Origin of the sequence: Burkholderia sp. WP9 (assembly GCF_900104795.1) — a bacterium.
Lineage (GTDB): Bacteria > Pseudomonadota > Gammaproteobacteria > Burkholderiales > Burkholderiaceae > Paraburkholderia.
Window position 1 is genome coordinate 1,214,705 of the sequence record NZ_FNTG01000002.1, and the last position, 24,330, is coordinate 1,239,034.

The 24,330-nt window shown below is 62.3% G+C and carries 18 protein-coding genes and 1 pseudogene; 11 read left to right on the plus strand and 8 right to left on the minus strand.

Annotated elements, in window-relative coordinates; genetic code table 11:
- Nucleotides 1-68 precede the first annotated feature (68 nt).
- The 4 genes from BLW71_RS26745 (at nt 69) to BLW71_RS26760 (ending at nt 5,698) form a co-directional block, all read left to right on the plus strand.
- Nucleotides 69-1,184 (plus strand): efflux RND transporter periplasmic adaptor subunit, encoded by a 1,116-nt coding sequence (locus BLW71_RS26745; RefSeq protein ID WP_091803909.1) that lies wholly within the window; start codon nt 69-71, stop codon nt 1,182-1,184.
- Nucleotides 1,181-4,318 carry an efflux RND transporter permease subunit gene (locus BLW71_RS26750; protein WP_091803911.1) on the plus strand — a complete coding sequence of 1,046 codons (3,138 nt, stop codon included), beginning with the start codon at nt 1,181-1,183 and terminating at the stop codon, nt 4,316-4,318. The genes BLW71_RS26745 and BLW71_RS26750 overlap by 4 nt, the downstream gene beginning before the upstream one ends.
- A 31-nt stretch (nt 4,319-4,349) precedes the next feature.
- Nucleotides 4,350-5,156 carry an oxidoreductase gene (locus BLW71_RS26755; RefSeq protein WP_091808930.1) on the plus strand — a complete coding sequence of 269 codons (807 nt, stop codon included), beginning with the start codon at nt 4,350-4,352 and terminating at the stop codon, nt 5,154-5,156.
- A gap of 170 nt (nt 5,157-5,326) precedes the next feature.
- Nucleotides 5,327-5,698, plus strand: coding sequence for a hypothetical protein (locus BLW71_RS26760; RefSeq protein ID WP_091803914.1), 372 nt, complete (start codon nt 5,327-5,329; stop codon nt 5,696-5,698).
- On the opposite strand, the pseudogene BLW71_RS26765 reads toward BLW71_RS26760, so the two are convergent.
- The 4 genes and pseudogenes from BLW71_RS26765 to mhpT all read right to left on the minus strand — a co-directional run.
- Nucleotides 5,687-6,178 (minus strand): annotated as a pseudogene (locus tag BLW71_RS26765) (IS6 family transposase); the annotation flags it as partial. The gene BLW71_RS26760 and the pseudogene BLW71_RS26765 sit on opposite strands and share 12 nt — an antisense overlap.
- 502 nt (nt 6,179-6,680) lie before the next feature.
- Nucleotides 6,681-8,390, minus strand: a complete 1,710-nt coding sequence (locus BLW71_RS26770) for a tannase/feruloyl esterase family alpha/beta hydrolase (RefSeq protein ID WP_091803917.1) — start codon at nt 8,388-8,390, stop codon at nt 6,681-6,683.
- Nucleotides 8,391-8,400: 10 nt separating this feature from the next.
- Entirely contained in the window at nt 8,401-9,534 is a 1,134-nt protein-coding gene (locus tag BLW71_RS26775; RefSeq protein WP_091803920.1) for a porin, read from the minus strand.
- A 42-nt stretch (nt 9,535-9,576) separates the two neighbouring features.
- Nucleotides 9,577-10,782 (minus strand): 3-(3-hydroxy-phenyl)propionate transporter MhpT, encoded by a 1,206-nt coding sequence (gene mhpT, locus BLW71_RS26780; protein ID WP_286162114.1) that lies wholly within the window; start codon nt 10,780-10,782, stop codon nt 9,577-9,579.
- Nucleotides 10,783-11,270: 488 nt separating this feature from the next.
- Here mhpT and BLW71_RS26785 point away from each other — a divergent pair, with 488 nt between their 5' ends.
- On the plus strand, nt 11,271-12,152 hold the full coding sequence (locus tag BLW71_RS26785; RefSeq protein ID WP_091803926.1) for an amidohydrolase family protein: 882 nt from the start codon (nt 11,271-11,273) through the stop codon (nt 12,150-12,152).
- Here BLW71_RS26785 and BLW71_RS26790 read toward each other — a convergent pair.
- Complete coding sequence (locus tag BLW71_RS26790; RefSeq protein ID WP_091803930.1) at nt 12,124-12,624, minus strand: MarR family winged helix-turn-helix transcriptional regulator; 501 nt, start codon at nt 12,622-12,624, stop codon at nt 12,124-12,126. The genes BLW71_RS26785 and BLW71_RS26790 overlap by 29 nt on opposite strands.
- A 172-nt stretch (nt 12,625-12,796) precedes the next feature.
- Between BLW71_RS26790 and BLW71_RS26795 the strand changes: the two genes are divergently transcribed.
- From BLW71_RS26795 to BLW71_RS26820, 6 genes are all read left to right on the plus strand, one after another.
- Entirely contained in the window at nt 12,797-13,633 is an 837-nt protein-coding gene (locus BLW71_RS26795) for a p-hydroxycinnamoyl CoA hydratase/lyase (protein ID WP_091803933.1), read from the plus strand.
- Between the two features lie 103 nt (nt 13,634-13,736).
- A complete protein-coding gene (locus tag BLW71_RS26800) occupies nt 13,737-15,173 on the plus strand; it encodes an aldehyde dehydrogenase (RefSeq protein WP_091808932.1) in 1,437 nt (478 codons plus the stop codon).
- Between the two features lie 111 nt (nt 15,174-15,284).
- Entirely contained in the window at nt 15,285-17,183 is a 1,899-nt protein-coding gene (locus BLW71_RS26805; RefSeq protein ID WP_286162116.1) for a feruloyl-CoA synthase, read from the plus strand.
- A 1-nt stretch (nt 17,184) separates the two neighbouring features.
- On the plus strand, nt 17,185-18,975 hold the full coding sequence (locus BLW71_RS26810) for an acyl-CoA dehydrogenase family protein (RefSeq protein WP_091803939.1): 1,791 nt from the start codon (nt 17,185-17,187) through the stop codon (nt 18,973-18,975).
- Between the two features lie 42 nt (nt 18,976-19,017).
- The gene (locus BLW71_RS26815) at nt 19,018-19,587 is read left to right on the plus strand and encodes a DUF3237 domain-containing protein (protein ID WP_091803942.1); all 570 of its coding nucleotides are present in this window, start codon (nt 19,018-19,020) and stop codon (nt 19,585-19,587) included.
- A gap of 129 nt (nt 19,588-19,716) precedes the next feature.
- Nucleotides 19,717-20,214 carry a MarR family winged helix-turn-helix transcriptional regulator gene (locus BLW71_RS26820; RefSeq protein WP_091808933.1) on the plus strand — a complete coding sequence of 166 codons (498 nt, stop codon included), beginning with the start codon at nt 19,717-19,719 and terminating at the stop codon, nt 20,212-20,214.
- A 233-nt stretch (nt 20,215-20,447) separates the two neighbouring features.
- Here BLW71_RS26820 and BLW71_RS26825 read toward each other — a convergent pair whose 3' ends face one another.
- The 3 genes from BLW71_RS26825 to oxdA form a co-directional block, all read right to left on the minus strand.
- Entirely contained in the window at nt 20,448-21,398 is a 951-nt protein-coding gene (locus BLW71_RS26825; protein ID WP_286162118.1) for an AraC-like ligand-binding domain-containing protein, read from the minus strand.
- Nucleotides 21,399-21,639: 241 nt separating this feature from the next.
- On the minus strand, nt 21,640-23,166 hold the full coding sequence (locus BLW71_RS26830) for an amidase (protein WP_091803948.1): 1,527 nt from the start codon (nt 23,164-23,166) through the stop codon (nt 21,640-21,642).
- A 52-nt stretch (nt 23,167-23,218) separates the two neighbouring features.
- Complete coding sequence (gene oxdA / locus BLW71_RS26835; RefSeq protein ID WP_091803951.1) at nt 23,219-24,268, minus strand: aliphatic aldoxime dehydratase; 1,050 nt, start codon at nt 24,266-24,268, stop codon at nt 23,219-23,221.
- Nucleotides 24,269-24,330: the final 62 nt, after the last annotated feature.

Sequence of the window (24,330 nt, forward strand, 5' to 3'; positions counted from 1 at the left end):
TGACGCTTGACTGAAATAGTCACTAGAACCATAATGAAAGTCGTCATCACTTTATCGATGGGACTTTCATGTTCTCGCGTCGTCTCGCCACATCCGCACTCGCCTGTGCGCTAGCGCTTGCGCTAGCGGCCTGTGGCGAAAAAGCACCGCCCGATCCGCGCACCGAGGTCCCGCTGGTGCGCACGGCCATCGTTCACAGCGCCGTCCCCGCAGCCCGTTCGTTTACGGGGACTGTCGCGGCTCGCGTGCAGAGCGACCTGGGTTTTCGTGTTTCCGGCAAGGTGCTGGAACGGCTTGTGGATACCGGCCAAACCGTCAAACGCGGCCAGCTGCTGATGCGCCTCGATCCCATCGATCTCAAGCTTGCCGCGCAGGCCCGGCAGGAGGCGGTCACCGCCGCGCGGGCGCGGGCGCAGCAGACCGCGCAGGATGAGGAGCGCTATCGCGACCTGCGCGGCACGGGTGCGATCTCGGTTTCGGCCTACGACCAGGCCAAGGCGGCCGCCGATGCCGCCAGGGCGCAGCTCAGCGCGGCCCAGGCCGACGCCGACGTGGCGCGCAATGCGACGGACTACGCCAATCTGGCCGCGGACGGCGATGGCGTCGTGATGGAAACGCTGGCCGAACCGGGCCAGGTCGTCAGCGCCGGACAGCCCGTAGTGCGCCTGGCCCATGCCGGGCGCCGCGAGGCCGTGATCCAGCTACCGGAAACTCTGCGCCCCGCCATGGGTTCGGTCGCCCATGCGACCCTGTTCGGCAACAGCGGCGTCAGCGTGCCGGCCACGCTACGCCAGCTCTCGGATACGGCGGATCCGCGTACCCGCACCTTCGAAGCTCGTTATGTGTTGCAGGACGCGCTGGCCGGCGCGCCGCTAGGCGCAACCATCACGATCGAGATACCGGACGCACGCGTGGCGCTCCAGGGCGGCATGCAGGTGCCGATTGGCGCCGTGCTCGACGCGGGCAAAGGGCCCGGCGTGTGGGTCGTCGACGGCAAGCCGACCAGGGTTGCATGGCAGCCGGTGACGGTTCTTCACCTGGACGACGGCAGCGCGCGCGTTTCCGGTACGTTGAAGCAAGGCGATCGCGTCATTGCGCTCGGTGCCCAGTTGCTGCACGAAGGCGAACAGGTCCGCGTGTCCGGCGAGGCCGTCGCAATGGCGAACGAAGGAGCACGTCCGTGAGCGAAGGCCGATTCAATCTGTCGGCGCTCGCGGTGCGTGAGCGCTCCATCACCTTGTTCCTGATCTGCCTGATCTCGCTGGCCGGGCTCCTGTCGTTCTTCAAGCTGGGTCGCGCCGAAGATCCAGCGTTCACAATCAAGGTGATGACCATCGTCACCGTATGGCCGGGGGCCACTGCGCAGGAAATGCACGATCAGGTCGCAGAGAAGATCGAAAAGCGCATGCAGGAGCTGCGCTGGTACGACCGGACCGAAACTTACACACGACCTGGCCTGGCCTTCACGACGCTAACATTGCTCGACAGCACACCACCGTCGGAAGTGCAGGAGCAGTTCTACCAGACCCGGAAAAAAATCGGCGACGAAGCAGCCAACCTTCCGGCTGGCGTGATCGGGCCGATGGTCAATGACGAATATGCTGACGTCACGTTTGCGCTCTTCGCACTGAAAGCCCGGGGCGAACCGCAACGGCTGCTCGTGCGGGATGCCGAGACGCTGCGTCAACGGCTGCTGCATGTGCCGGGCGTGAAGAAGGTCAATATCATCGGCGAGCAGGCCGAGCGCATCTACGTCCAGTTCTCGCATGACCGGCTCGCAACGCTCGGTGTCAGCCCGCAGGACGTATTCGCCGCGCTCAATGGCCAAAACGCCCTGACGCCAGCCGGCTCCGTGGAGACCAAAGGTCCGGAGGTGTTCATTCGCCTGGACGGCGCCTTCGACAATCTGCAGAAGATCCGCGACACGCCGGTCGTCGTGCAAGGTCGCACGCTGAAACTGTCGGACATTGCCACCGTCGAGCGCGGTTATGAAGATCCGGCGACATTCATGATCCGCAACAACGGCGAGCCCGCGCTGCTGCTGGGCATCGTGATGCGCGACGGCTGGAACGGGCTCGATCTCGGCAACGCACTGGACAGCGAGGTCGGCACAATCAACGCCGGGCTGCCGCTCGGCATGAGCCTGACAAAGGTCACCGACCAGGCCGTCAACATTCATTCGGCGGTCGACGAGTTCATGCTCAAGTTTTTTGTCGCCCTGCTGGTGGTCATGTTCGTGAGCTTCGTGAGCATGGGCTGGCGCGCAGGCCTGGTGGTTGCCGCCGCTGTCCCGTTGACGCTGGCCATCGTATTCGTGGTGATGGCCGCGACAGGCAAGAACTTCGATCGCATCACGCTGGGATCCCTGATCCTTGCGCTGGGCCTGCTGGTAGACGACGCGATCATCGCCATTGAAATGATGGTGGTGAAAATGGAGGAAGGCTACAGCCGTGTGGCCGCCTCTGCCTATGCCTGGAGCCATACTGCCGCACCCATGCTCGCGGGCACGCTGGTGACGGCCGTGGGCTTCATGCCCAACGGCTTCGCGCGGTCCACCGCGGGCGAATACACCAGCAACATGTTCTGGATTGTCGGCATTGCACTGATCGCATCCTGGGTCGTTGCCGTGTTCTTCACGCCCTACCTCGGCGTGAAGATGCTGCCCGACTTCAAAAAGGTCGAAGGCGGGCATGACGCGATCTATGACACGCCGCGCTACAACCGCTTCCGTCAGCTGCTTACGCGCGTGATCGTGCGCAAATGGCTGGTCGCCGGTTCGGTCGTTGGCCTCTTTGCCATCGCCATCCTCGGTATGGGCGTGGTCAAGAAGCAGTTCTTCCCGATCTCCGACCGTCCCGAAGTGCTGGTCGAAGTGCAGATGCCCTATGGCACATCGATTTCACAGACCAGCGCCGCCACGCAAAAGGTGGAGGCATGGTTGTCTGAACAGAAGGACGCCAGGATCGTCACCGCGTACGTCGGACAAGGTGCACCGCGCTTCTTCCTGGCGATGGGGCCGGAACTGCCCGATCCGTCGTTCGCGAAGATTGTGATCCGCACGGACAGTCAGGAGGAACGCGATGCATTGAAGGCGCGACTGCGGCGAGCTATCGCCGACGGTCTTGTGCCCGAAGCGCGCGTACGCGTCACGCAACTCGTGTTCGGGCCATATTCGCCGTTCCCGGTCGCCTATCGCGTCACCGGTCCGGACCCGGACAAACTGCGTGGAATCGCGGCTCAAGTCCAGCAGGTGATGGAGGCCAGTCCGATGATGCGCACGGTCAACACCGACTGGGGCACGCGCTCGCCGACACTGCACTTCGCCTTGCAGCAGGATCGCTTGCAGGCGGTGGGACTGACGTCCAGCGCCGTCGCGCAACAGTTGCAGTTCCTGCTCACCGGCGTGCCTGTCACCGCCGTGCGTGAAGATATCCGTACCGTGCAGGTGGTCGCGCGTTCGGCCGGCGATGTGCGTCTCGACCCTGCCCGGCTCGGCGACTTCACGCTAGCCGGCGCCAACGGGCAGCGCATTCCGCTGTCGCAGGTCGGCAAGGTCGACGTGCGACTGGAGGAGCCGATCATGCGCTGGCGCGACCGCGTGCCGACGATCACGGTACGCGGCGACATTGCCGACAACCTGCAGCCGCCAGACGTATCAACGGAAATCACCAGGCAGCTTCAGCCGATCATCGCGAAGCTGCCCAGTGGCTATCGCATCGAGCAGGCGGGCTCCATCGAGGAATCGGCCAAGGCGACGACCGCCATGTTGCCGCTGTTCCCGATCATGCTGGCGATCACGCTGGTCATCATCATTCTCCAGGTTCGGTCGATCTCCGCAATGGTGATGGTGTTCCTCACCAGCCCGCTTGGCCTGATCGGCGTGGTGCCGACGCTGATCCTGTTCAGGCAGCCGTTTGGCATCAATGCGCTGGTCGGCCTCATCGCGCTTTCGGGGATCCTGATGCGCAACACGCTGATCCTGATCGGGCAGATTCACCAGAACGAACAGGCCGGGCTGGATCCATTCGATGCAGTCGTCGAGGCCACCGTGCAACGGGCGCGCCCGGTGATCCTCACGGCTATGGCGGCGATCCTGGCCTTCATACCGCTGACGCATTCGGTGTTCTGGGGAACCCTCGCCTACACGCTGATCGGCGGTACATTGGCCGGAACAGTGCTGACGCTGGTGTTCCTGCCGGCCATGTATTCGATCTGGTTCAGGATCCGGCCCGGCAGCGCCGCGGGTTCACACAAGAGCCTGGGCCACCACTCATCGCATCCCGACCTCATGACGCAGGATGCGCTCGACGCGCGTTGAAACACTATCAATTCACCAAACGGAGCTGTTCATGTCGAATTCCACGGTCGTTATTGTGACCGGCGTGTCATCGGGTATCGGACGCGCCACCGCCGAGAAGTTCGCGAGGCGAGGTTGCCGCGTGTTTGGCACAGTGCGCAGCATCGCAAAAGCGGTGCCTATCTCCGGAGTCGGGCTCATCGAGATGGATGTTCGCGACGATGCTTCGGTCCAGGCTGGAATCCAGTCCGTCATCGAACGCACCGGGCGAATTGACGTACTTGTCAATAATGCGGGAGCGAGCCTGATGGGTGCCGTGGAGGAAACGTCGACTGCCGAGGCCTTGTCGCTGTTCGATACCAACGTCTTCAGCATTCTGCGCACGACGCAGGCAGTACTTCCCCATATGCGTGCACAACGCGGCGGAAGGATCGTCAATGTCAGTTCCGTGCTCGGGTTCCTGCCCGCCCCCTATATGGGACTCTATTCGGCGTCCAAGCATGCCGTTGAAGGGCTGACCGAGACCCTGGACCATGAGGTGCGCCAGTTCGGCATCCGGTTAACGCTGGTCGAACCATCCTTTACCAGGACCAATCTGGACATCAACGCCCCTCTGGCAAGCTCGAAAATCGCCGACTATGATCGCGAGCGTGCCCTTGCATCGAGCGCAGTCGTCAACAGTGTCAAAGGTGCCCCCGCGCCCGACGGCGTGGCGAAGACAATCGTTGAAGCGGCGCTCGGCGCCTGGCGTATGCGTCGCACACCGGCCGGCGAAGCGTCCCTGTTGCGCAAATTGCGGCGCTTCATGCCCTCCGGCCCGGTGGATGCAAGCTTGAGGAAAACATTCGGGCTCGCGTGAAGTCCTCTCTCCCGCCGCAACGTACATCACGTTCGCGGGCCCGCCCCGCGCCGACGGGTGGTTAGTTTCAGGCGTCCATGGTCATGACAACTTCGGCGCCTTGCCACGACCCGTCCGCGGCAGCACGGAACTCTTTGCAACCCACTCCCCACGCATCCGGAACCGCAGATATGGAAAGTCAGAATCGCGAGTCGTCGATGCCCGCGATCGGAGATATCTCCGCGCTCGCGCTCAACCACTTTTTCGCCCAGCGCGCAATGCGAGCTTTCTGGGCCCATTTCGACGAAGCACTGCGGCATACGGAGGTGACCGAAGGCCGAAAAGCTGTGGCTTCAGCAATGATCCCCTGGATGCGTGCCTATGAGGATACCTTCGCGTTTGTGAGACTGATTGATCTCGATTCAATGCGCGATCTTTTCCACGCGATTCGGGATATGAAAAGGCTCGATGACCTGAACGACGCCAGCGGCGTTTCTGCTCGCCCGGAATCTCGACTGCTGCTGTGCAATGACGCGTGGCCGTCCGTCGTCTCAGCGAGATGAAAGGACCGCCGTCCAAACCGGGGGCGCAGCGGTATCTTTGAGATGCAGCTTGATCAGGTTGAACTGGCCTTTGCGAATGCGATGCATGAGCTCGAAGCCGGAAATGGTTGTTGCCGCAGTCCTGAAGCCTTTAAAGCCGAGCATCACGTTCACCCGTGCTTTGAGGTTGCGATGATCCTGTTCGATCAGGTTATTCAAGTACTTCGACGATCGCAACGTTGTGCTTTCGGGCAGCAATCTATCGATCTTCATTTCGCGCACTGCGCGGTGAGACGCTGCGTAGCCGTCCAACCTGATTGACCTGGGTGCGAGCCCTCGACTCCTGATCGCTTTCTCGAAGAAGGTCTTGGCAGCAGCAACATCGCGCCTGGCGCTGAGCCGGAAGTCAATCGTCTTGCCAGCCCGGTCAACCGCTCGGTAAAGATAAACCCACTTGCCACGGATCTTCACGTAAGTTTGGTCGATTCGCCACGACCTGCCGGCTGCCGTAGCAAAGCGGTTCCAGCGCTTAACGAACTCCGCCGTGAACCGCTTCTCCCCAGCTTACTCATCTGTTTGCCCTGCGTGCGCCAAAACCCTGAGCCCAACCCATCGGCCTTCATATTTGCACCAGAGCCCCGCCGAGCAGGCCGACGCCTGTCCATCGAGCCACCATGAATCACGCCCGACAATCTGGTTCAGCTCGCGCAACTACGCGCCGCCCCTCGGCTGATCCTCGACTGTCGGTGGCGGAGGAACACTCACTACCCTCATTCGCAAATCAGCCTCTTGACCATTACTTCGCTTTACGAATGGATGGCGAATTTAATTCGTATATTTGTGAATTGAAAGATTTGCTTCGCTTTACGGCTCGCGGGCAGAAATGGAGATGGACTTCAAGGCGTTAGCATCCAATAAGGCCATCGTTGACAGTAGGTGGCTTTATTGAATGCTAACGCCGTTCGCGATGCCGTTATTCAGATCCGGCGACGCTCCGGAACGATCAACCGCACGAGAAGCTGGCCGCCGAATTCGCGTCACCTCCTTTGTATCGCGCGACCTTGGGATAGGGGCACAACGGCCGTGTACGTCCCGCGCCCCACTCCGCGGGCACTTCGCTGTTCGGAATCGCGTTGCCGGCGTCGCGAGCGGTTGCGATAATGCTGTCAGGCGCTTTGCCCTGTTCGACCCAGGCGACCAATGGCGTGAGCATGTCGAACTGGTCCGCAGTCGGCCCGCCCGAGCAATGGTTCATGCCCGCCACCGTGTAGAGACGCGCGAAGTTACTCGCATCGCCGCCGTTCGCCGTCATGAGACGCTGATACCAATCGGTCGTATCGTTCGATGAAAACACCGGGTCGCTCGTGCCGTGATACACCATCAGCTTGGCGCCGCGCCGCTTCAACGCGCTCAGATCGGTCTCGTCCGGCGGCGTCATGAACGACCACGACGCCTCGGTGTAGACGCCGCTCGTTGCAAAGATCTTTGGCGCATCGCTGTCCATGCTGAAGTTCAACGCATATGACGTCAACTGCGTAAGCAGCGAAGCGCTTTGCGGCGGCGTCGTGAACGTGAAGGCAGCGGCGGCGGGATCCAGCGTGATGGAATTGGTTTGCTTCCACAATGACCAGTTCGCGCCATTGATACCCGCATCGTACGGAAAGCTAGCGTACAGCGCCGTTCCCGCGCTGTTGCGCGCGCCGGAGAAGACGTTGCCGATTGCGTCCTTCTGCGCAGTCGTCAAGCACGAGCCATCGCGCACATTCCCCGAGCAGGTCGGCACGTCGTTGGCGAGGCTAAAGTTCGCCTGGCATGCCTTGATGTCTTGCACCATGCCGTCGGCCACGCCATCGAGCGAGTCGCACTTCGCAATGATTCGCGCCGCAACCAGCTGGCGCTCCGCTGCGGTAAAGCCCGTCTTGATGTCGGGAAGGCCGCTCGTGGTATTCGCCGTCGCCACCTTGGCGAGTTGCTGTGCGCTCCACATCTCGCCGATCGCCGCTTTCGGCAGATGAAAGCCCGGATCGCCCGCGATGATGCCGTCATACTCCGCCGACGACCGCGCCGCCGCCACCATCGCATGCCGGCCGCCGTTCGAGCAACCGTCGAAATAGCTCCGGTCGGGGCCCTTGCCATAGGCGGTCCTGATGACCTGCTTCGCCATCGGCGTGAGCGTAGCGACCGCGTTATACCCGTAGTCGATACGGGCCTGAGGATCGAGTCCGAACAGCGGGTTTTGCGACGACGGGTGGCCGGCGTCCGAGCTGATGACGGCGTAGCCCATGTTGAGCGCATCGTTGAGCGGACCACCGCCGCCGATCTCACCGGTTGCGGTCAGCACGTTCCCATCGAGGCCACCATTCGCCTGATAGAAGAAGCGTCCGTTCCAGGTGACCGGCAGGCGCATCTCGAAGCCGATCGCGTAGGTTTTGCCGTCGACGGAACTCACCCGTTGATTCATTTTCCCTTCGATCACGCAATGTTCCGCGATCGGCTTGCCGGCTACCGTCAGCGTACCCGCCGGCACGTCCTGCACCGACGTGAACGTCGTGTTCGCAAACGAGAGCTTCGCGGCAAGCGCGGTACAGGTGCCGGAGAGATTCGCGGGCGTGGCCGCACTGAGTTGCGGCAGGGATGACGATGTGTCGTTCGGTCCGCCACCGCACGCGGCGAGCGTCAGCGAAACCAGTATTGCAATTGCGGTTCTGTTCATCTCATGTCTCCTAGAACATGTGCCGTACGCCGACCATCGCACCCGTCTGGCCCATGCCCGCGGGCGGCGTCGTGCCGCCACCGCCGCCGCTGACCGAATAGCGTGCTTTCGCGCTGTTGGCGAGATAGGAGCCCTGCGCGTAGACAGCTGTGCGCTTGCTGAGCAGATAGGTGGTGCGCAGCGTGCCCATCGTGGCGCGTGTGTCGTGGTCGCTGTTGACGATGCGGAACACTTCGCCATCTACGAGAAACGCCGGTGTGACGGCATACGAAGCGCCGACGAAGAACAGATTCGAGCGCACGTTCGGCACAGCAGGAGAATCGGTGACGACGCGCCGACCGACCCAGCCGAGACCGATCTTCGCGCCGGCGTACTGCGCGTAGGCGCTCACGTGAGCGCGCGCGTCTTTGTCGGCGGCATTGATGAGCGTGGTGGGCGCAACGCCGTCGAAGAAGTTCGCCGCGGCGGTCGCGCCGCCACGCTCTTCTTCGTACGACGCCGCCACGCCGAAGTACTGCGCATCGTATTTGAGCATCACGGACCAGTCGCGGCATTCGGTGGCGTGCCCCGCCACCGAGCCGGTACAGGTGCCTTGTCCGGGCGAGTTGTTGCCGGCGTCACGTCCGAATGAATAACCGGCGCCGAGGGTGACGCCCTTGTATACGCCGATGTAGGTGACCGAGTTGTCCGCGCGGGCGTTGGGGACGTAGGCGTCCAGCGAACCGAGGCCATAAATATCCGGGCCGATGATGTCCGCGCCCATCAACGCGAGGTACGTCATCGTGTACTGGCGGCCGAAGGCGACGGTTCCATACGGGCTCTTCACGCCCACAAAGGCTTGTCGGCCGAACAGGCGGCCACCCTGCCCGAGCGTTCCGTCGCGCACGTTAAAGCCGTTCTCGACGGTGAAGACGGCGCTATAGCCACCACCCAGGTCTTCAACACCGCGCAGGCCCCAGCGCGAGGGCAACTCGCCCGTCACCGCGGGCATGCGAAACAGGTGGTCGCCCGCCGCATTGGCGTGCGAAACGTATTCGATACCGGTATCGACGATTCCGTAGAACGTGACGCTCGATTGCGCGGCGGCCACGGTGCTCGTTGCGCAGAGGGCGCCGCTCAGGAGAAGGCGTGTTGATGCTCGCATGATTGAAGTCTCCAAACCGTTATGTGTTTTTTTGAAAAACCATCAGTCGGTCGCGCGCGGGCGACGGATGAGCAAGAGGGCCGCGACTGCGGCGATCAGCGTCACTGGAATGCTCGCGCCGATCACGACCGACGAGCTGCGTCCCATCGCGAGCAACTGGCCTGCCGCGAGCGGCCCGACAACCGAACCGATACGGCCCACGGCGACGGCGGCGCCGACGCCCGTCCCGCGCATCGCCGTCGGATAGAACGCCGCGGAGAGCGCATACAGCACCGACTGCCCGCCAATAACGAACATGCCCGCGAAGAATGCCGAGCCGGCGAGCGCGCCGAATCCCGGCGCTATCGACAGCGCTGCAAGCGAGGCGATGATCCCGATGTACATGCCCGACACGACCACGGCGCCGCGCAGCCGGTCCATCAACATGCCGATGCAAAGCGCGCCGATGCCGCCGCCGACGTTGAAGGCGATCTGCACATAGCCGATTTCCGGGCGCGAGAGACCGCGCGCGGCCATCAGCGAAGGAAGCCAGTTGAGCAGGAAATACAGAACGATCAGCGTGCAGAAATAGCTGATCCAGATCTGCGCTGTCGAAAGAGCACGATTGCCGCCGAACAGCACATTGCCCACGGCGGCGGGCTGCACGTTCCCTTCATGCGATGCGCGCCGAAATGCCTTTGATTCGGGCAGGAAAGCGAACAGGAGCGGCACCAGAAGCAGCGGCCCTGCACCGCCTACATAGAAGATATGGCGCCATTCGGTGTCTCCCATGTTCACGATGCCGATGATCGACGCGATCACGCCGCCAAACGGAATACCGCAATACATGATGCTCACGGCGGTATTGCGCGCCTTCGGCGACACCGCTTCGGACGACAGCGCGATCAGGTTCGGCAGCGCACCGCCAAGTCCGATACCGGTCAGCACGCGCACCAGCACGAGCATGTCGAAGCTGCTGACGAGCGCGGTTGCAATCGAAAGCAGGCCGAACAGACATGCCGAGAGAATCAGCACACGCTTGCGGCCAATGCGATCGGCAAGCCGTCCGCCGAACATTGCGCCGGGCAGAAGGCCGAAGGTTCCGGCACTGAATGCAAGGCCCATTTGTGTCACCGACAGGCCGAACTCGCGCGCCATTCGCGGCGCCGCGACCCCGACCGATTGAAGGTCGAGGCCTTCGAGCAAAGCGACGGCAAAGCAGAGGCTCAGGGTTACGGCGGCAGCCGATCTGGCGACTGGTTGCGTCATCACTGCGTCTCCTGGTGCTGCTGTTCTCATTGGCTTCATATCGATCACCTGGTTGTCGGGTCCGCCTGAACCACATGTCTCGCCGAGTCTTCACAATATCAGGTACCCTGATATAAAGATCGCAGGAAAGCGCTTCAGCGAGAAAGCATAAGAGCGTAGGGGTACGGAGAAACCGAAGCTGTTATTGCCTGTTATTGCGTTATGGCGAGACAACGGCCGTTCTAATCGCGGAAGATCCTTCGCGGCAGAAGGATCGATCCGTGCCGCATTGCCCGAGCGGCGCAGTCAGTTTGAAAACATATCCGCCCGGTGATGCGTATTTGATCTCAGGCGACCTGATAAGACAAGATAAAATTCTTCGGTGAATACCCCAGGCCAAAGTCGGGTTGACCGTATCGGCCGTATTGATACACATTGCACGTGATCGAGATTGCGCCGCGCCGGAGGCGCGCCAATCCGAGTCCCTTTAGGATCACCAAGGAAAGACAATGGACATTGCGAATCTGGTTGCTATCGATACCCATGTGCATGCGGAGGTCTCCTGTTGCCAGCCGCCGGATCTGTTCGGCAAGGAGTTCGACGACGCTGCCGACAAATACTTCGGTACGGTGCTCAAGCAGGGGCGGCGGCCGACGATCCCGGAGACGATCGACTACTATCGCCAGCAGAAAATTGGCATGGTGATGTTCACGGTCGACTGCGAGGCGCAACTCGGGCGCCGCCGCATCCCCAACGAGGAGGTCGCGCAATTCGCGGCGGACAATAGCGACATCATGATTGCCTTTGCGAGCATCGATCCGCACAAAGGCAAGATGGGCGCGCGCGAAGCACGGCGTCTGATCGAAGATCACGGCGTGCGGGGATTCAAGTTTCACCCGACGCTGCAGGGCTGCTATCCGAACGACCGGATGGCCTATCCGATCTATGAAGTGATCGCCGAATACAACTTGCCGGCGGTATTTCACAGCGGCCATTCCGGCATGGGCAGCGGCATGCGCGGCGGTGGAGGGCTGCTGCTCAAGTATTCGGAGCCGATACACCTGGACGAAGTGGCGGCGGAATTTCCTGACATGAAGGTGGTGATCGCGCATCCGTCGTGGCCGTGGCAGGATCAGGCGTTGTCGATTTGCCTGCACAAGCCGAATGTTTACATCGACCTCTCGGGGTGGTCGCCGAAGTACTTCGCGCCACAGCTGATTCAGCATGCGAACACGCTACTCAAGCACAAGATGCTGTTCGCGTCCGATTTCCCGCTGATTCGCCCGGATCGCTGGCTGAACGATTTCCAGACAGCGGGCTTCAAGCCCGAGGTTCATCCGTTGATTCTGAAGGAAAACGCCATCAGTCTGCTTGGATTGAGTCCGACGTGACCTGATCGAAAGTGTGTAGATTGCGCAGCAGCATGCGCAATGAAGCATGCAGCAGATCGGCGTTCGCGGGCTCGATACCGTTCATCATGCCTGCCTCGAGCCGCTCGATCGACGCTTCGCACTGGCGCACGAGCGCGGCGCCCGCGCGCGTGAGTTGCAGCACGACAATGCGGCCGTGGGAGGGGTCGGCGGCGCGTGTGACCCATCCGCGCGCGACCATCACCTTGATGACCTCGTTGGCCGCCTGAGGCGTGATCAGCGATCGCTCAGCCAGCTTGGCGTTCGACGAGTGTCCGCGCGCTTTCAACACCGACAGGGCGGTGAACTGCGGCAGCGTCACGCCATGTGGCGCGAGCGTTTCGATGAGCCGGCGTTTCAGCACACGGTCCACGCTGCCGACCAGGTAGGTGATACGCAGCGGCTTTTCGGCCATGGCGCCCGAAGGTCGGCCGGAATGATCGGTTGGCTTCATCGTATCTGATGTTCGAGGGTTTTCACTAAGCACCGGGCGCTTGTTTATCAGGCTGCTTGATAATAGACTCTATATCAGGATGCCTGATATAAAAATCTCAGGCAGGTTGATACTACAGCAGTTCAACGGAATTTCCACCTTATCGCGCGGTCCGCGCGCAGGAGTTACGAACATGGCAAGTTACGATGGTCGCTGGAAGACGGTTGACGTGAAGGTCGAGGCAGGCATCGCGTGGGTGACGTTGAATCGCCCGGAGAAGCGCAATGCGATGAGCCCGACGCTCAATAGCGAGATGCTGCAGGTCCTGGATGCCGTGGAGCTCGACGACGACGCAAGGGTTCTGGTACTGACCGGCGCAGGCGCCGCATGGACCGCGGGCATGGACTTGAAGGAGTATTTCCGGGAGGTCGACGCGGGTCCGGAAATTCTGCAGGAGAAGATTCGCCGCGACGCGTCGGAATGGCAGTGGCGCCGTCTGCGCATGTATGCAAAGCCGACCATCGCAATGGTCAACGGCTGGTGTTTCGGCGGTGGTTTTTCGCCGCTGGTGGCGTGCGATCTCGCACTTGCAGCTGACGAAGCGGTATTCGGGCTGTCGGAAATCAACTGGGGCATTCCGCCCGGCAATCTGGTCAGCAAGGCGATGGCGGATACCGTCGGCCATCGTCAGGCGCTGCACTACATCATGACGGGTGACACCTTCACCGGCCCGCAAGCTGCGGCGATGGGCCTCGTCAACAAGAGCGTGCCGCTTGCGCAGCTGCGCGACGAGACCATTGCTCTGGCAGCGAAGCTCCTCGAAAAGAACCCGGTGGTGTTGCGCGCCGCAAAGCACGGCTTCAAGCGTTGCCGTGAACTGACGTGGGAGCAGAATGAAGACTACCTGTACGCCAAGCTCGATCAGGCGCAACTGCGCGACCCGGAGCACGGACGCGAGCAGGGCCTGAAGCAGTTCCTCGACGATAAGTCGATCAAGCCGGGTTTGCAGGCGTATAAGCGCGCTGAATAAAGCATGAGTATCGCAGCCACAGTCCGGCGAAGAGACTCGGCGGTGGCATCCGCATCAGGACACGCAGCACAGTGAGGAGACAACAATCGTGACCGAAGTGAGCATGTTGATCGGCGGCCAGGACCGTCCGGCATCCAGCGGGGCGACGTTCGAGCGCCTGAACCCGGTAACCGGCACCCTCGCCTCACGCTCGCCTGCGGCCACGCTTGCCGACGCCGATGCGGCAGTCGACGCCGCCGCCGCCGCATTTCCTGCGTGGGCCGCGCTTCGGCCCACCGAGCGTCGCGCGCGGCTGCTGAAAGCGGCCGACATGATGGATGCACGGACCGGCGAGTTTATCGCGGCCGGCGTGGCCGAAACGGGCGCGATGGCGAACTGGTACGGCTTCAATGTTCATCTCGCCGCCAACATGCTGCGTGAAGCGGCCGCAATGACGACGCAGATCGACGGCAGCGTGATTCCGAGCGACACACCAGACAATCTGGCGCTTGCCGTGCGTCAGCCGTGCGGCGTCGTGCTGGGCATTGCGCCGTGGAATGCGCCGGTGATTCTCGGCACGCGCGCACTCGCGATGCCGCTCGCGTGCGGCAATACGGTGGTACTCAAGGCATCGGAGGCGTGTCCGGCGGTACATCGGCTGATCGGCACGGTATTGCAGGAAGCCGGGCTCGGCGACGGCGTCGTGAACGTCGTGACGAATGCGCCCGAGGATGCGGCGGCAATCGTCGAACGCCTTATCGCACACCCGGCCGTGCGGCGGGTGAATTTCACCGGCTCGACGCATGTGGGCCGCATCATCGCCATGCATGCGGCGAAGCATCTGAAGCCGGCGTTGCTGGAACTCGGCGGCAAGGCGCCGGTGCTGGTGCTTGAAGACGCCGATCTGGACGCGGCCGTTGCCGCGATCGCGTTCGGCGCGTTCTTCAACCAGGGGCAAATCTGCATGTCCACGGAGCGGGTCATCGCACACCGCAGCATTGCGGATGCGCTGGTGGAAAAGCTGACTGAAAAAGCGCGCAAGCTGGTGGCAACCGCGCCGACCGACGACGGCGCGGTGCTCGGTGCGCTCGTCAACGCACAGGCCGCGCAACGCGTGGCGGCGCTCGTCGAAGACGCGCGCCGCCACGGTGCGACGGTGCTGGCCGGCGGCGCGATTGACGGTGCGATCATGCAGCCGACCATCGTCGACGGCGTGCGTCCCGAGATGAAGCTCTACGCGGAGGAGTCGTTCGCACCGGTGGTCACGGTGCAGCGTGTGGACAGCGACGACGAAGCGGTGCAAGTCGCCAACGACAGCGAGTTCGGGTTGTCGGCGGCAGTGTTCAGCCGCGACATCGCGCGGGCATTGGGTCTGGCGAGGCGTATCGAATCGGGCATTTGCCACATCAACGGGCCGACCGTGCACGACGAAGCACAAATGCCGTTCGGCGGCGTAAAGGGCAGTGGCTACGGACGTTTCGGCAGCAAGGCTTCGATTGCCGAATTCACGGATCTGCGCTGGATCACCATTCAGACCGGCCCGCGCCACTACCCGATCTAACAGCGCCGCACGAAGACGAGTGCGTCGAAACACGGCATCCTCTGTCGAATGACAGAGGGCTTGCGTTCGTCCACGAGTCGCCGCGCTGGCAGCCCATCAAGGAGACAAAACGTGAATGCAGAGCCGACTCAGCCCCGTGTCGAACCCGTGATTCGAGAGACGTCCGTGCCTTATCGCCGGGTGCGTATCGGATCGGCAGCGGCCAGCGTTCGTCGACAGGGCGACGCCTGGTACCTGCAAGCGAGCGAGCCGATCGGCGCTTATCCGGCACGTCTGACCGACCGGCTCGTGAGCGGAGCCCACGCGCATCCGGACCGGTGGCTAGTCGCACGCCGCGGTGCCGACGGCGAATGGGTGGGCATCAGCTATGCGCAGATGCTCGAGCGTGCCCGTTCTATCGGCCAGGCGCTACTCGAGCGCAAGTTGTCGGCCGAGCGGCCGGTTGTCCTTCTGTCCGGTAACGACCTCGAGCATTTCCAGCTCGCACTCGGTGCGATGTGGGCGGGCGTTCCTTATGCGCCGATCTCGCCCGCCTATTCGCTCATTTCCAGCGACTACGGCAAACTGCGCCACGCGATCGAACTGCTGACGCCCGGTCTCGTGTTCGCCGCCGACGGCGATGCGTTCGCCGCCGCAATCGACGCCGTCGTGTCCGACGATGTGGAAGTGGTGACGGCTTACGGTTCCAACAATCGCGCGCAGACACCGTTCGCGGAACTGTTGAACACGCCCGCAACGACGGTCGATGCCGTGCACGCCGCGATCGAACCCGATGCAATCGCGAAGTTCCTCTTCACCTCCGGCTCCACCAAACGTCCGAAAGCGGTTCCGACGACGCACCGCATGCTGTGCAGCAACCAGCAGATGCTACTCGAAACGTTCCCGGAATTCGCCCACGAGCCGCCGGTTCTGGTCGACTGGCTGCCTTGGAATCACACGTTCGGTGGCAGCCACAACGTGGGCATCGCACTGTATAACGGCGGCACGCTGTATATCGACGACGGCAAGCCGGTAGGCAAGAAGTTCGACGAAACGCTGCGCAATCTGCGCGAGATCGCGCCGACCATTTATTTCAATGTGCCAAAGGGTTGGGAGGAGCTGGCGAGCGCGCTCGAAGCGGACGCGCAGCTTCGCGCAACCTTCTTCTCTCGTGTCAAAGTCTATTTCTTTGCTGGCGCGGGACTCTCGCAAGCGGCGTGGGATCGCCTGGAGCGGGTGACGGAGCAATACTGCGGCGAGCGCATTCGCATCATGGCCGGATTGGGTATGACCGAAACATCGCCCTCCTGTCTGTTTACGACCGGGCCTGTCATGGGTGCGGGCTATGTCGGAGTGCCCGCGCCCGGCTGCGAAGTGAAGCTCGCGCCCGTATCGGGCAAGCTCGAAGCCCGCTTTCGCGGGCCGCACGTGATGGCCGGTTACTGGCGGATGGACGAGGAAAACGTGGCCGGGTCGTTCGACGACGAAGGTTACTACTGCAGCGGCGACGCGCTCAAGTTCGTCGATCCCCGTAAGCCGGAACTCGGACTGTTGTTCGATGGCCGGATCGCCGAAGACTTCAAGCTGAGCTCGGGTACGTTCGTGAGCGTCGGGCCGATGCGTGCCCGGGTGGTCTCCGAGGGCGCGCCGTACGTCCAGGATGTGGTCGTGACCGGTATGAATCGCGACGATGTCGGTGCGCTAGTGTTTCCGCGCCTCGACGATTGCAGGCGGCTGGCGGACTTGCCGGCATCGGCGAGCGCCGCTGAGATCGTCGCGGCGCCTGCTGTGCGCGCGTTCTTCACCGGCTTGCTGGCCCGTCTGAACCGCAAGTCGACCGGCGGCGCAACGACGATCGCGCGCTTGCGCCTGCTCGACGTGCCCCCCTCCCTCGATCTGGGCGAGATCACCGACAAAGGCTCGATCAACCAGCGCGCGGTACTGACACATCGCGCGAATCTGGTGGAGACGATGCATGACCCACGTCAGGCCGATCCCGCGGTGATCTATGCGTGCAATGACGGGCTCTGACATGTCTGCTTGCTACGTGGCTCCACTGCGCGACATGCGCTTCGTGATGGAAGAATGGCTCGACGCCGAAGCGTTCTGGCGGCAGATTCCGGAATGGTCCGATTTCGATTCGACGACCGCGCGAATGGTCCTCGAAGAAGCCGGCCGCTTTGTGTCGGAGCAGCTAGCGCCGCTCAATGCCAGCGGCGACCTTGAAGGCTGTCAGTTCGTCGATGGCGAAGTGCGTATGCCGCGCGGCTTCAAGGCAGCGTATCGCGCCTATGTCGACGGCGGCTGGCCGACGCTCTCGGCAAGTGCCGGCCATGGCGGCCAGGACTTGCCGCAACTGCTGGAAGTGGCGCTTCACGAAATGCTGGCGGCGGCGAATCACGCGTGGCTCATGTCACCCGGATTGACGCATGGCGCAAGCGTCTGCTTGCAGACGCATGGGTCGGAGAAGCTGAAAGCCGACTACCTGCCAAAAATCGCGAGCGGCGAGTGGCTCACCACCATGTGTCTGACCGAACCGCAGGCAGGGAGCGACCTCAGTCTGCTGCGCACGACCGCCATCCCGGACGAGGTGAGCGAGGGTTATCGAATCACGGGCAGCAAAATCTTCATCAGCGGTGGCGATCACGATCTGACGGACAACATCGTCCACCTGGTACTTGCGCGTTTGCCCGATGCGCCTCCGGGAACGCGCGGACTTTCGATGTTTCTCGTACCGAAGTGGCGATCTCATAGCGGGGTGGCGATTCGCAATGGCGTTCATTGCGAGGGGATTGAAAAAAAGATGGGGCTCAAGGCAAGCCCCACATGCACGATGCGGTTCGAGGACGCGCTGGGTTGGCTGGTCGGCGAGCCGCATCGCGGGCTGGCGGCGATGTTCGTGATGATGAACGCCGCGCGCTTGCAGGTCGCGATGCAGGGACTGGGTCACGCCGAGAGTGCCTGGCAACGCGCAACGATCTATGCGCGCGAACGGGTGCAAATGCGCGCGCCCGGTCTGGAGGCGAAAACGCAGGGGGCGTCGCCCATTTCGCTGCATCCCGCGATACGCCGCACGCTGATGGATCTGCGTTGCGTCGTCGAGGGCGAGCGGTTGATCGGCTATTGGATCGGCCAATGGCTCGACATCGCCGCACGCCATCCCGATGAAGCGAAGCGTGCCGAAGCAGATCGTTTCGCCGCGCTCCTCACGCCGGTGGCGAAAGCATTTTTCACGGCCAATGGCTTTCTTGGGGCGTCGAGCGCGCTCCAGGTGTTCGGGGGCTACGGTTACATACATGAATACGGCATCGAACAAACGGTGCGCGATAGTCGTGTCTCGCTCCTGTATGAAGGCACAAACGAGATTCAGTCGATCGACCTGCTGGTTCGCAAAGTAATCGGCGACGGCGGGGACAAGCTGCGAGCATTGCTTGCCCATCTTCGCGCGGAAGCCGCGGAGCACGCCAATGCCGCACCGGATTTGCCGCAGGTCGCGGCGCAACTCGAGACATTGTGCGCGGATGCGTGGCATACGACCGCCGCGATCATCGAAGAGAGCGCGCGCGACGTGGAGTTGCCTTATCGCGTCGCCGACGATTACCTCGCAATGATCGGCTGGTTGCTCCTCGCCTATGCGTGGGCGCGCTCGCTTCGGCTTGCCGCCCCGAAGGCGGATGAAGAAGATTTCTATCGTCAGAAAGTGGCCACGGCCCGCTATTTCTTCGACTACCGATTAGCCGAATTCACGCACTGCAGGCGCCTGGTCGATGCCGGAATTCATGCCGATCTTCCTTTCATCGGAGCGACAGCGGGCACTTCGTAGCTGTTCGATGCTCCATGCACTGCAACCTCATTGGATAACGCAATGAAAAATCTGCTCAGGCTTTTTCTCGTCTCGACATTTGCGGCACTGGCTTTCAATCATGCTCTCGCCGTGGAGCCGGAGGCGGCGGCCCACGCCGAATTCGAGCCGCCCAAACCGGAACTCGCCTACATGGGCCGCTTCTCGGTCGACCTGACCGCGCCGATCTGGGAGTTGGGAAAGACCGCCGATGCCGGTAAGCGTCGGATCATTCCGATCACCGGCGGCAGTTTTCACGGTCCCATGCTGAACGGCGAGATTCTGAATAACGGTGCTGACTGGCAAGTCGTCACTCCCGACGGACTGGCGATTATCGACACCCGATACCTGCTGAAGATGGATGACGGCGAGCTCGTGTATCTGCAGACGAGAGGGTTGCGGTACGGCCCCGCGGATGTGATGGCGGACGTGGCGAAGGGCAAACCCGTGGACCCGGGGAAATATTACTTCCGCCTCTACATGACCTTCGAGACCGCCTCGAAGAAATACGCGTGGCTGAACCGGGCAATGGCCGTTGGCTACGCGATGCGGCTCGGCAACGCCGTGGTCTACGACGCCTACTTGCTGAAGTGAGTGAACGTGGCGGACGGGGGGTCGTAGCGTGCCGCCTCGCGGTTTGGCGGACCGACGGTGAGATGGTCGCGGGAAGCGCGGATGAACGCGGTAACATTGCTGCTTTCCGACGAGCAAAGAGCCGACGCGATGACGAGCAAAGCCCCAAAAATGACGACCCCCGGCACCGCGCGCCCCGCCCGCGCGCCATCGGCGCGGCGCAAGGCGACGCCTGCGCCACGTTTGACCTACGTCATTGGGAGCCTCGACAGAATCCTGCGGCGAAAAATGACGGAGGCGCTGGCGCCTCTCGGCCTGACGCTGGCGCAATTCACCGCGCTTTCCGTGCTCGATGCGCGTGGACAGGCGTCGAATGCCCAGCTTGCGGAATGGTCGTTCATCACGCCGCAGTCCGCCAACGAGGTGATGATTGTCATGTCATCGCGCAACTGGATCACGCGCGAGCCCGATCCGAATCATGGACGCATTGTCGTGCTGCAACTCACTGACGAAGGCCGCGACGTCCTGCGTCGGGGCATGGATATCGTGCGGCTGCTCGAAGAACAGATGCTTGCAGGTATCGATGCTGATAATGCCGCTACTGTGCAAGCCCACCTCGAATTGTTTGTACGTAATCTGCGCAGCTGATTGGCTATTCGGGCGCGAAGGCGGGAGAAGCTGCGCCCGCCGTATGGAATGCGGTCCTGTCAATTCGATAAATGATCCTTCCTATAGGCAACCTCTCAAGCTGCCTTCCTATTTGCACCAGAGCCGATTGGAACATCAACGGTACTGGCAATAAAAACACTTCTGAAAATCGGGCACCCCGAGACGATCTATACGGTGGTATCGTCAGGTCATGCTTTCTTTCATCTCGCTCCTCACGGGCCCTGTCGACGCGTCATCGCCTGATTGCGCCACTCGCGCGGCGACGTCTCGAACCGCTCCCGAAACGCGCGGCTGAAATGCGACATGTCGTTAAACCCCCACCGTAACGCGACATCGGAAACCCTCAGCACCGCGCAGTGCGGATTTACCAGATCCTCCGCGCAGCGTTCGAGCCGCAGGTTCCACACATATCGCATCAGCGACGTGTTCTCCGCCTCGAAAAGCTTGTTGATGTACCGCGAAGAAATCCCGATCGCCTGCTCGATCAACGTCGGATTCAGATCCGGGTCGCGCAGGTGCTCGAGTAGATGTCGCTTTACGCGCGTCAACGTTAGCGCCTTCATCCTTGATTGCGCGACGTCGTTGCGCCGCAGGTTCCCAAGCGTCATCGCAATCAACGAGATCGCCGTGTCCGACAACTGCAGCATCTCGTCCTCGGAGACATGGCGGATCTGCGACGACATCTGCTCGAGGAAACCGCGCATCACGCTGCCGACGCCCTGCGCCGTTGGAATTGGACTCGCGGTGCGGTGCTCCATGCCGACGACGAGCTGATTCAAAGTCGTGCGCGGAATGCTGACGACGATCTCGCGCCACGGCTGGCCGAACTGCAGGTGGTGCGGCCGTGTCGCGTCGTAGATCGCAAAATCCCCGGGACGCAGCGTGACGATCTTGCCGTCCTGCTCGACCGATTGACTGCCCTCAAGCATCAATACCGCAAAATACTTATCCTCATACTCGCTCCGCGCTTGGCGATAACGCCGGATCACTGCCTGCTCGCTTGCGTGGATTTCTGAGATCCGCATCTTTTCGCACTTGCGTTGCCGTACCCGCCCGAAGAAATCAGCCTTCTGCACGTCCGCTATCTGCACGTCCGCGAACAAACGCAGAATCATTTCGCGCCAAAACTCGATGCGCTGGTTGACCGAGCCGTCGGTCGCCACCTCGATCGCCGAATTCGTCCATTCGGCCGGCGGGTGATCGGACTCGAAGCCGGAAAAATCTCCGCTCGTGGCGTGAGGAAAAAGTTGCGTCGTCATTGTCATGTCCCAAATGGATTGCGAACGAGCAGCCAGTACCCTGCACGGGAAAAAAAGCGTTGTCCAATCGACTCTACCGCTTGCACCGCGAGACCTGTCGGACAGACTCGCGGCGCAGCGGCAGCGCGCTACCGTTCCGGGCAAGTCATGCGAATATCGTCTGACGCCAGGCGGATGATTGTTCATAAGCATACGCGCAGCGGTAGATCGTGGCCTCGTCGAAGCGGCGGCCGACCAGTTGCAGCCCGATCGGCAGATCCTCCGCTACCCCGCACGGGAGCGACATTGCGGGATGCCCGGACACGTCGAACGGTGCGGTGTTCGCGAGCATCTCGAACGCGCGCGTCAGCGATTCCGACATGGTGCAACCGGGGTCCGGCAGCTTCGATGCGCGCATCGGCACCGTCGGCATTAACAAAAGATCATACGATTGAAGCGCCGAGTCGTAATCCGCCCGCAGCCGCCGCGCGAGGTTCTGGCTTTTCGCGTAGTAGCGACCACGATACCGGCTAGTGAAGTATTCGCCGAGCAGCATCGTCACCTTCACGGTGTCTGGCAGTTCGTCGGCGCGCTCGCGCCAACCCGCGTGATGATCGATCATCCCGGTCACGTACAGACCGCCCCAGTTGAAGCCGTGGCTGTTGCCCTTCATCATCTGCTGCGTCGCGCCCTCGGCTGCGATCGGCAGCCAGATCGCGGTACCGGCTGCATGCAGGGGTACCGACACCTCGTCGACGCTCGCGCCGAGCTTGCGTAGCCGATGCGCGGCGACGAGCACCGCCTCATCGACGACCGATTCCGAGTTCGCGAGCCCGAAGCCTTCGCGCAGGATCCCGATCCGCAACCCTGCTATGCCGTCGCGAATCGCGCCAAGAAAGTCGGCGCGCGGCGGCAGCGCGCGTTGGCGCGGATCGAGCCCGTCGTCGCCGGCGATCACGTCGAGCAGCAACGCGTTATCGTACACACCGTTCGTCAACGGTCCGAGGTGATCGACGGTCGCCTCGATCGGCATCGCGCCGGTGTATGGCACGAGCCCGTGCGTCGGCTTCATCCCGTAGACACCGCAATACGCGGACGGAATCCGCACCGAGCCACCCTGATCGCTGCCCAGCGCCATATCGACCTCGCCGCTCGCGACGAGTGCACCGCTGCCGGACGACGAGCCGCCCGTTGAATGTCCTGGCTTGCGCGGATTCTGCACCGGCCCGGACGCACTCGTATGCGAGCCACCGGAAAAGCAGTAGTACTCGCAGGTGGACTTGCCGGCAATCGTTGCGCCGGCATCGAGCATGCGTGTGACGACAGTCGCGTCGACGTCCGGCACGTAGCCCTCGAACGTGCTCGCGCCGTTACGCATAGGCACGCCGGCCACGCAGATGTTGTCCTTCACGGCGACCGTCTTGCCGCTTAGCTTGCCGTCGGGCGCACCGCGAATCGTGCTCTTGCGCGCCCATGCGCCGTAGCGATTCTCGTCACCTTCCGGGCGATAGCCGGGCGTGCGCGGGTAAGTCACAAGCGGCAGATAGTCCGGCAGTGCGTCGATCGTATCGTATGCGTCGAAGTTCGCCTGCAGCGCTTCGTCGTAGTCGGCGAGTTGCCGTTGGTCGACATGAAAGCCGAAACCGGCTGCGATGCCGGCGAGTTGTTCACGGGTCGGGCGCTTGATCGCCATCGATTTTCTCCAGTTCGGTAAGACGGCGCCGCACACGCGGCGCGCGGATCATTCAGCGGGCGGCGTCGCGCATCATCCCGGTTTGCGGGTGGCAGTTCACGTACTCGTACACCTGATGTTTCGCGTCGAATACGGACACCTCGTGGTACAGCCGCAGCTTCGACAACCCGGCGACAACGCGGAAGAACGTGACGAAGATCCGCAGATGCGTAGGGTGCGACTCGGCCCAGCGTTCGAGCCGCTCGAGCGAGCGCCAGTGACCGATGTTGTAGCTCTCGTCGAGCAGGTTGCCGTCCAGATCGATCGACTGCACGTAGCGGTTGCTGTAGCAGCCGGCGGCGGCGCCGTTGTCGCGCAGGAAGTCCATGCCCGCGCGCAACGTCGGTTCGATCTCGTCGAGATAGAGACGACGCTCGTCGCTTTCGGCCGCGCGCCAGTCCTGCCCGGATCGGATCAGCGCGATGTTGTCATGCGCGTGCACCACGACGCGGCCGCCTTTCGACGGATCGCCATGCACGATCCTCAACTCGCCGTCCGCCTGCATCCAGTCGATCTGCGAGATCGGAAAGCGGTCGCGCATCGATCCCCAGTAGCCATGTTCCTCGACCTCGCCGCTGACGCCGTCCATGATCGCGCCGACGCCCGGAAAAGCGTCGGTGAACGCGTACAGCGTTTCGAACTGCTCGGCACGCGGCGCCACGATCTCGCGGAAATAGCCGACTCCGTCGGTGAGACGTTCTTCGGATTCCCACCATTCGGCGATCGCACGCGACGTGACCCAGCGTTGGTACGCAGCCGGGTCGCGCCAATAGCCAACGACGATCAGGTTGTCAAAGCCCTCGTTGTCGGTATGCTGGGTCAGATCGTGATTCGCGGGCCCGTCCACCGCGCCGAAATCGGCGACTATCCGGCGCAGCGCGGCCAGCGCGGCGGCACGCTTGCCGGCGCCGCGATACTGCACACCGAAGTAGCCCATTACGACCTGCTGCAGGTCCTCGGCCGCGCGGGCGACGTACATAGGGAACGGCGGCTGGTAATCGTCGTCGACGCGGCGCGACAATCTACGCGGACAGACCAGGTGTTTGTCGATGGCGGATTCCATGAGTGACCTCGCTATAAAATGAAGGACATGTTGAGAAACAAAAGGTAAGGATAGCGAACAGG

Bases quoted from the DNA above. Each gene is read 5' to 3' on its own strand.
- BLW71_RS26830 (WP_091803948.1), bottom strand. From the start codon at position 23,166: ATGGCGATCAAGCGCCCGACCCGTGAACAACTCGCCGGCATCGCAGCC.
- BLW71_RS26790 (WP_091803930.1), bottom strand. From the start codon at position 12,624: ATGAAGCCAACCGATCATTCCGGCCGACCTTCGGGCGCCATGGCCGAA.
- BLW71_RS26760 (WP_091803914.1), top strand. From the start codon at position 5,327: ATGGAAAGTCAGAATCGCGAGTCGTCGATGCCCGCGATCGGAGATATC.
- BLW71_RS26795 (WP_091803933.1), top strand. From the start codon at position 12,797: ATGGCAAGTTACGATGGTCGCTGGAAGACGGTTGACGTGAAGGTCGAG.
- BLW71_RS26820 (WP_091808933.1), top strand. From the start codon at position 19,717: ATGACGAGCAAAGCCCCAAAAATGACGACCCCCGGCACCGCGCGCCCC.
- mhpT (WP_286162114.1), bottom strand. From the start codon at position 10,782: ATGACGCAACCAGTCGCCAGATCGGCTGCCGCCGTAACCCTGAGCCTC.
- oxdA (WP_091803951.1), bottom strand. From the start codon at position 24,268: ATGGAATCCGCCATCGACAAACACCTGGTCTGTCCGCGTAGATTGTCG.
- BLW71_RS26745 (WP_091803909.1), top strand. From the start codon at position 69: ATGTTCTCGCGTCGTCTCGCCACATCCGCACTCGCCTGTGCGCTAGCG.
- BLW71_RS26775 (WP_091803920.1), bottom strand. From the start codon at position 9,534: ATGCGAGCATCAACACGCCTTCTCCTGAGCGGCGCCCTCTGCGCAACG.
- BLW71_RS26755 (WP_091808930.1), top strand. From the start codon at position 4,350: ATGTCGAATTCCACGGTCGTTATTGTGACCGGCGTGTCATCGGGTATC.
- BLW71_RS26800 (WP_091808932.1), top strand. From the start codon at position 13,737: ATGTTGATCGGCGGCCAGGACCGTCCGGCATCCAGCGGGGCGACGTTC.
- BLW71_RS26785 (WP_091803926.1), top strand. From the start codon at position 11,271: ATGGACATTGCGAATCTGGTTGCTATCGATACCCATGTGCATGCGGAG.
- BLW71_RS26810 (WP_091803939.1), top strand. From the start codon at position 17,185: ATGTCTGCTTGCTACGTGGCTCCACTGCGCGACATGCGCTTCGTGATG.
- BLW71_RS26815 (WP_091803942.1), top strand. From the start codon at position 19,018: ATGAAAAATCTGCTCAGGCTTTTTCTCGTCTCGACATTTGCGGCACTG.
- BLW71_RS26770 (WP_091803917.1), bottom strand. From the start codon at position 8,390: ATGAACAGAACCGCAATTGCAATACTGGTTTCGCTGACGCTCGCCGCG.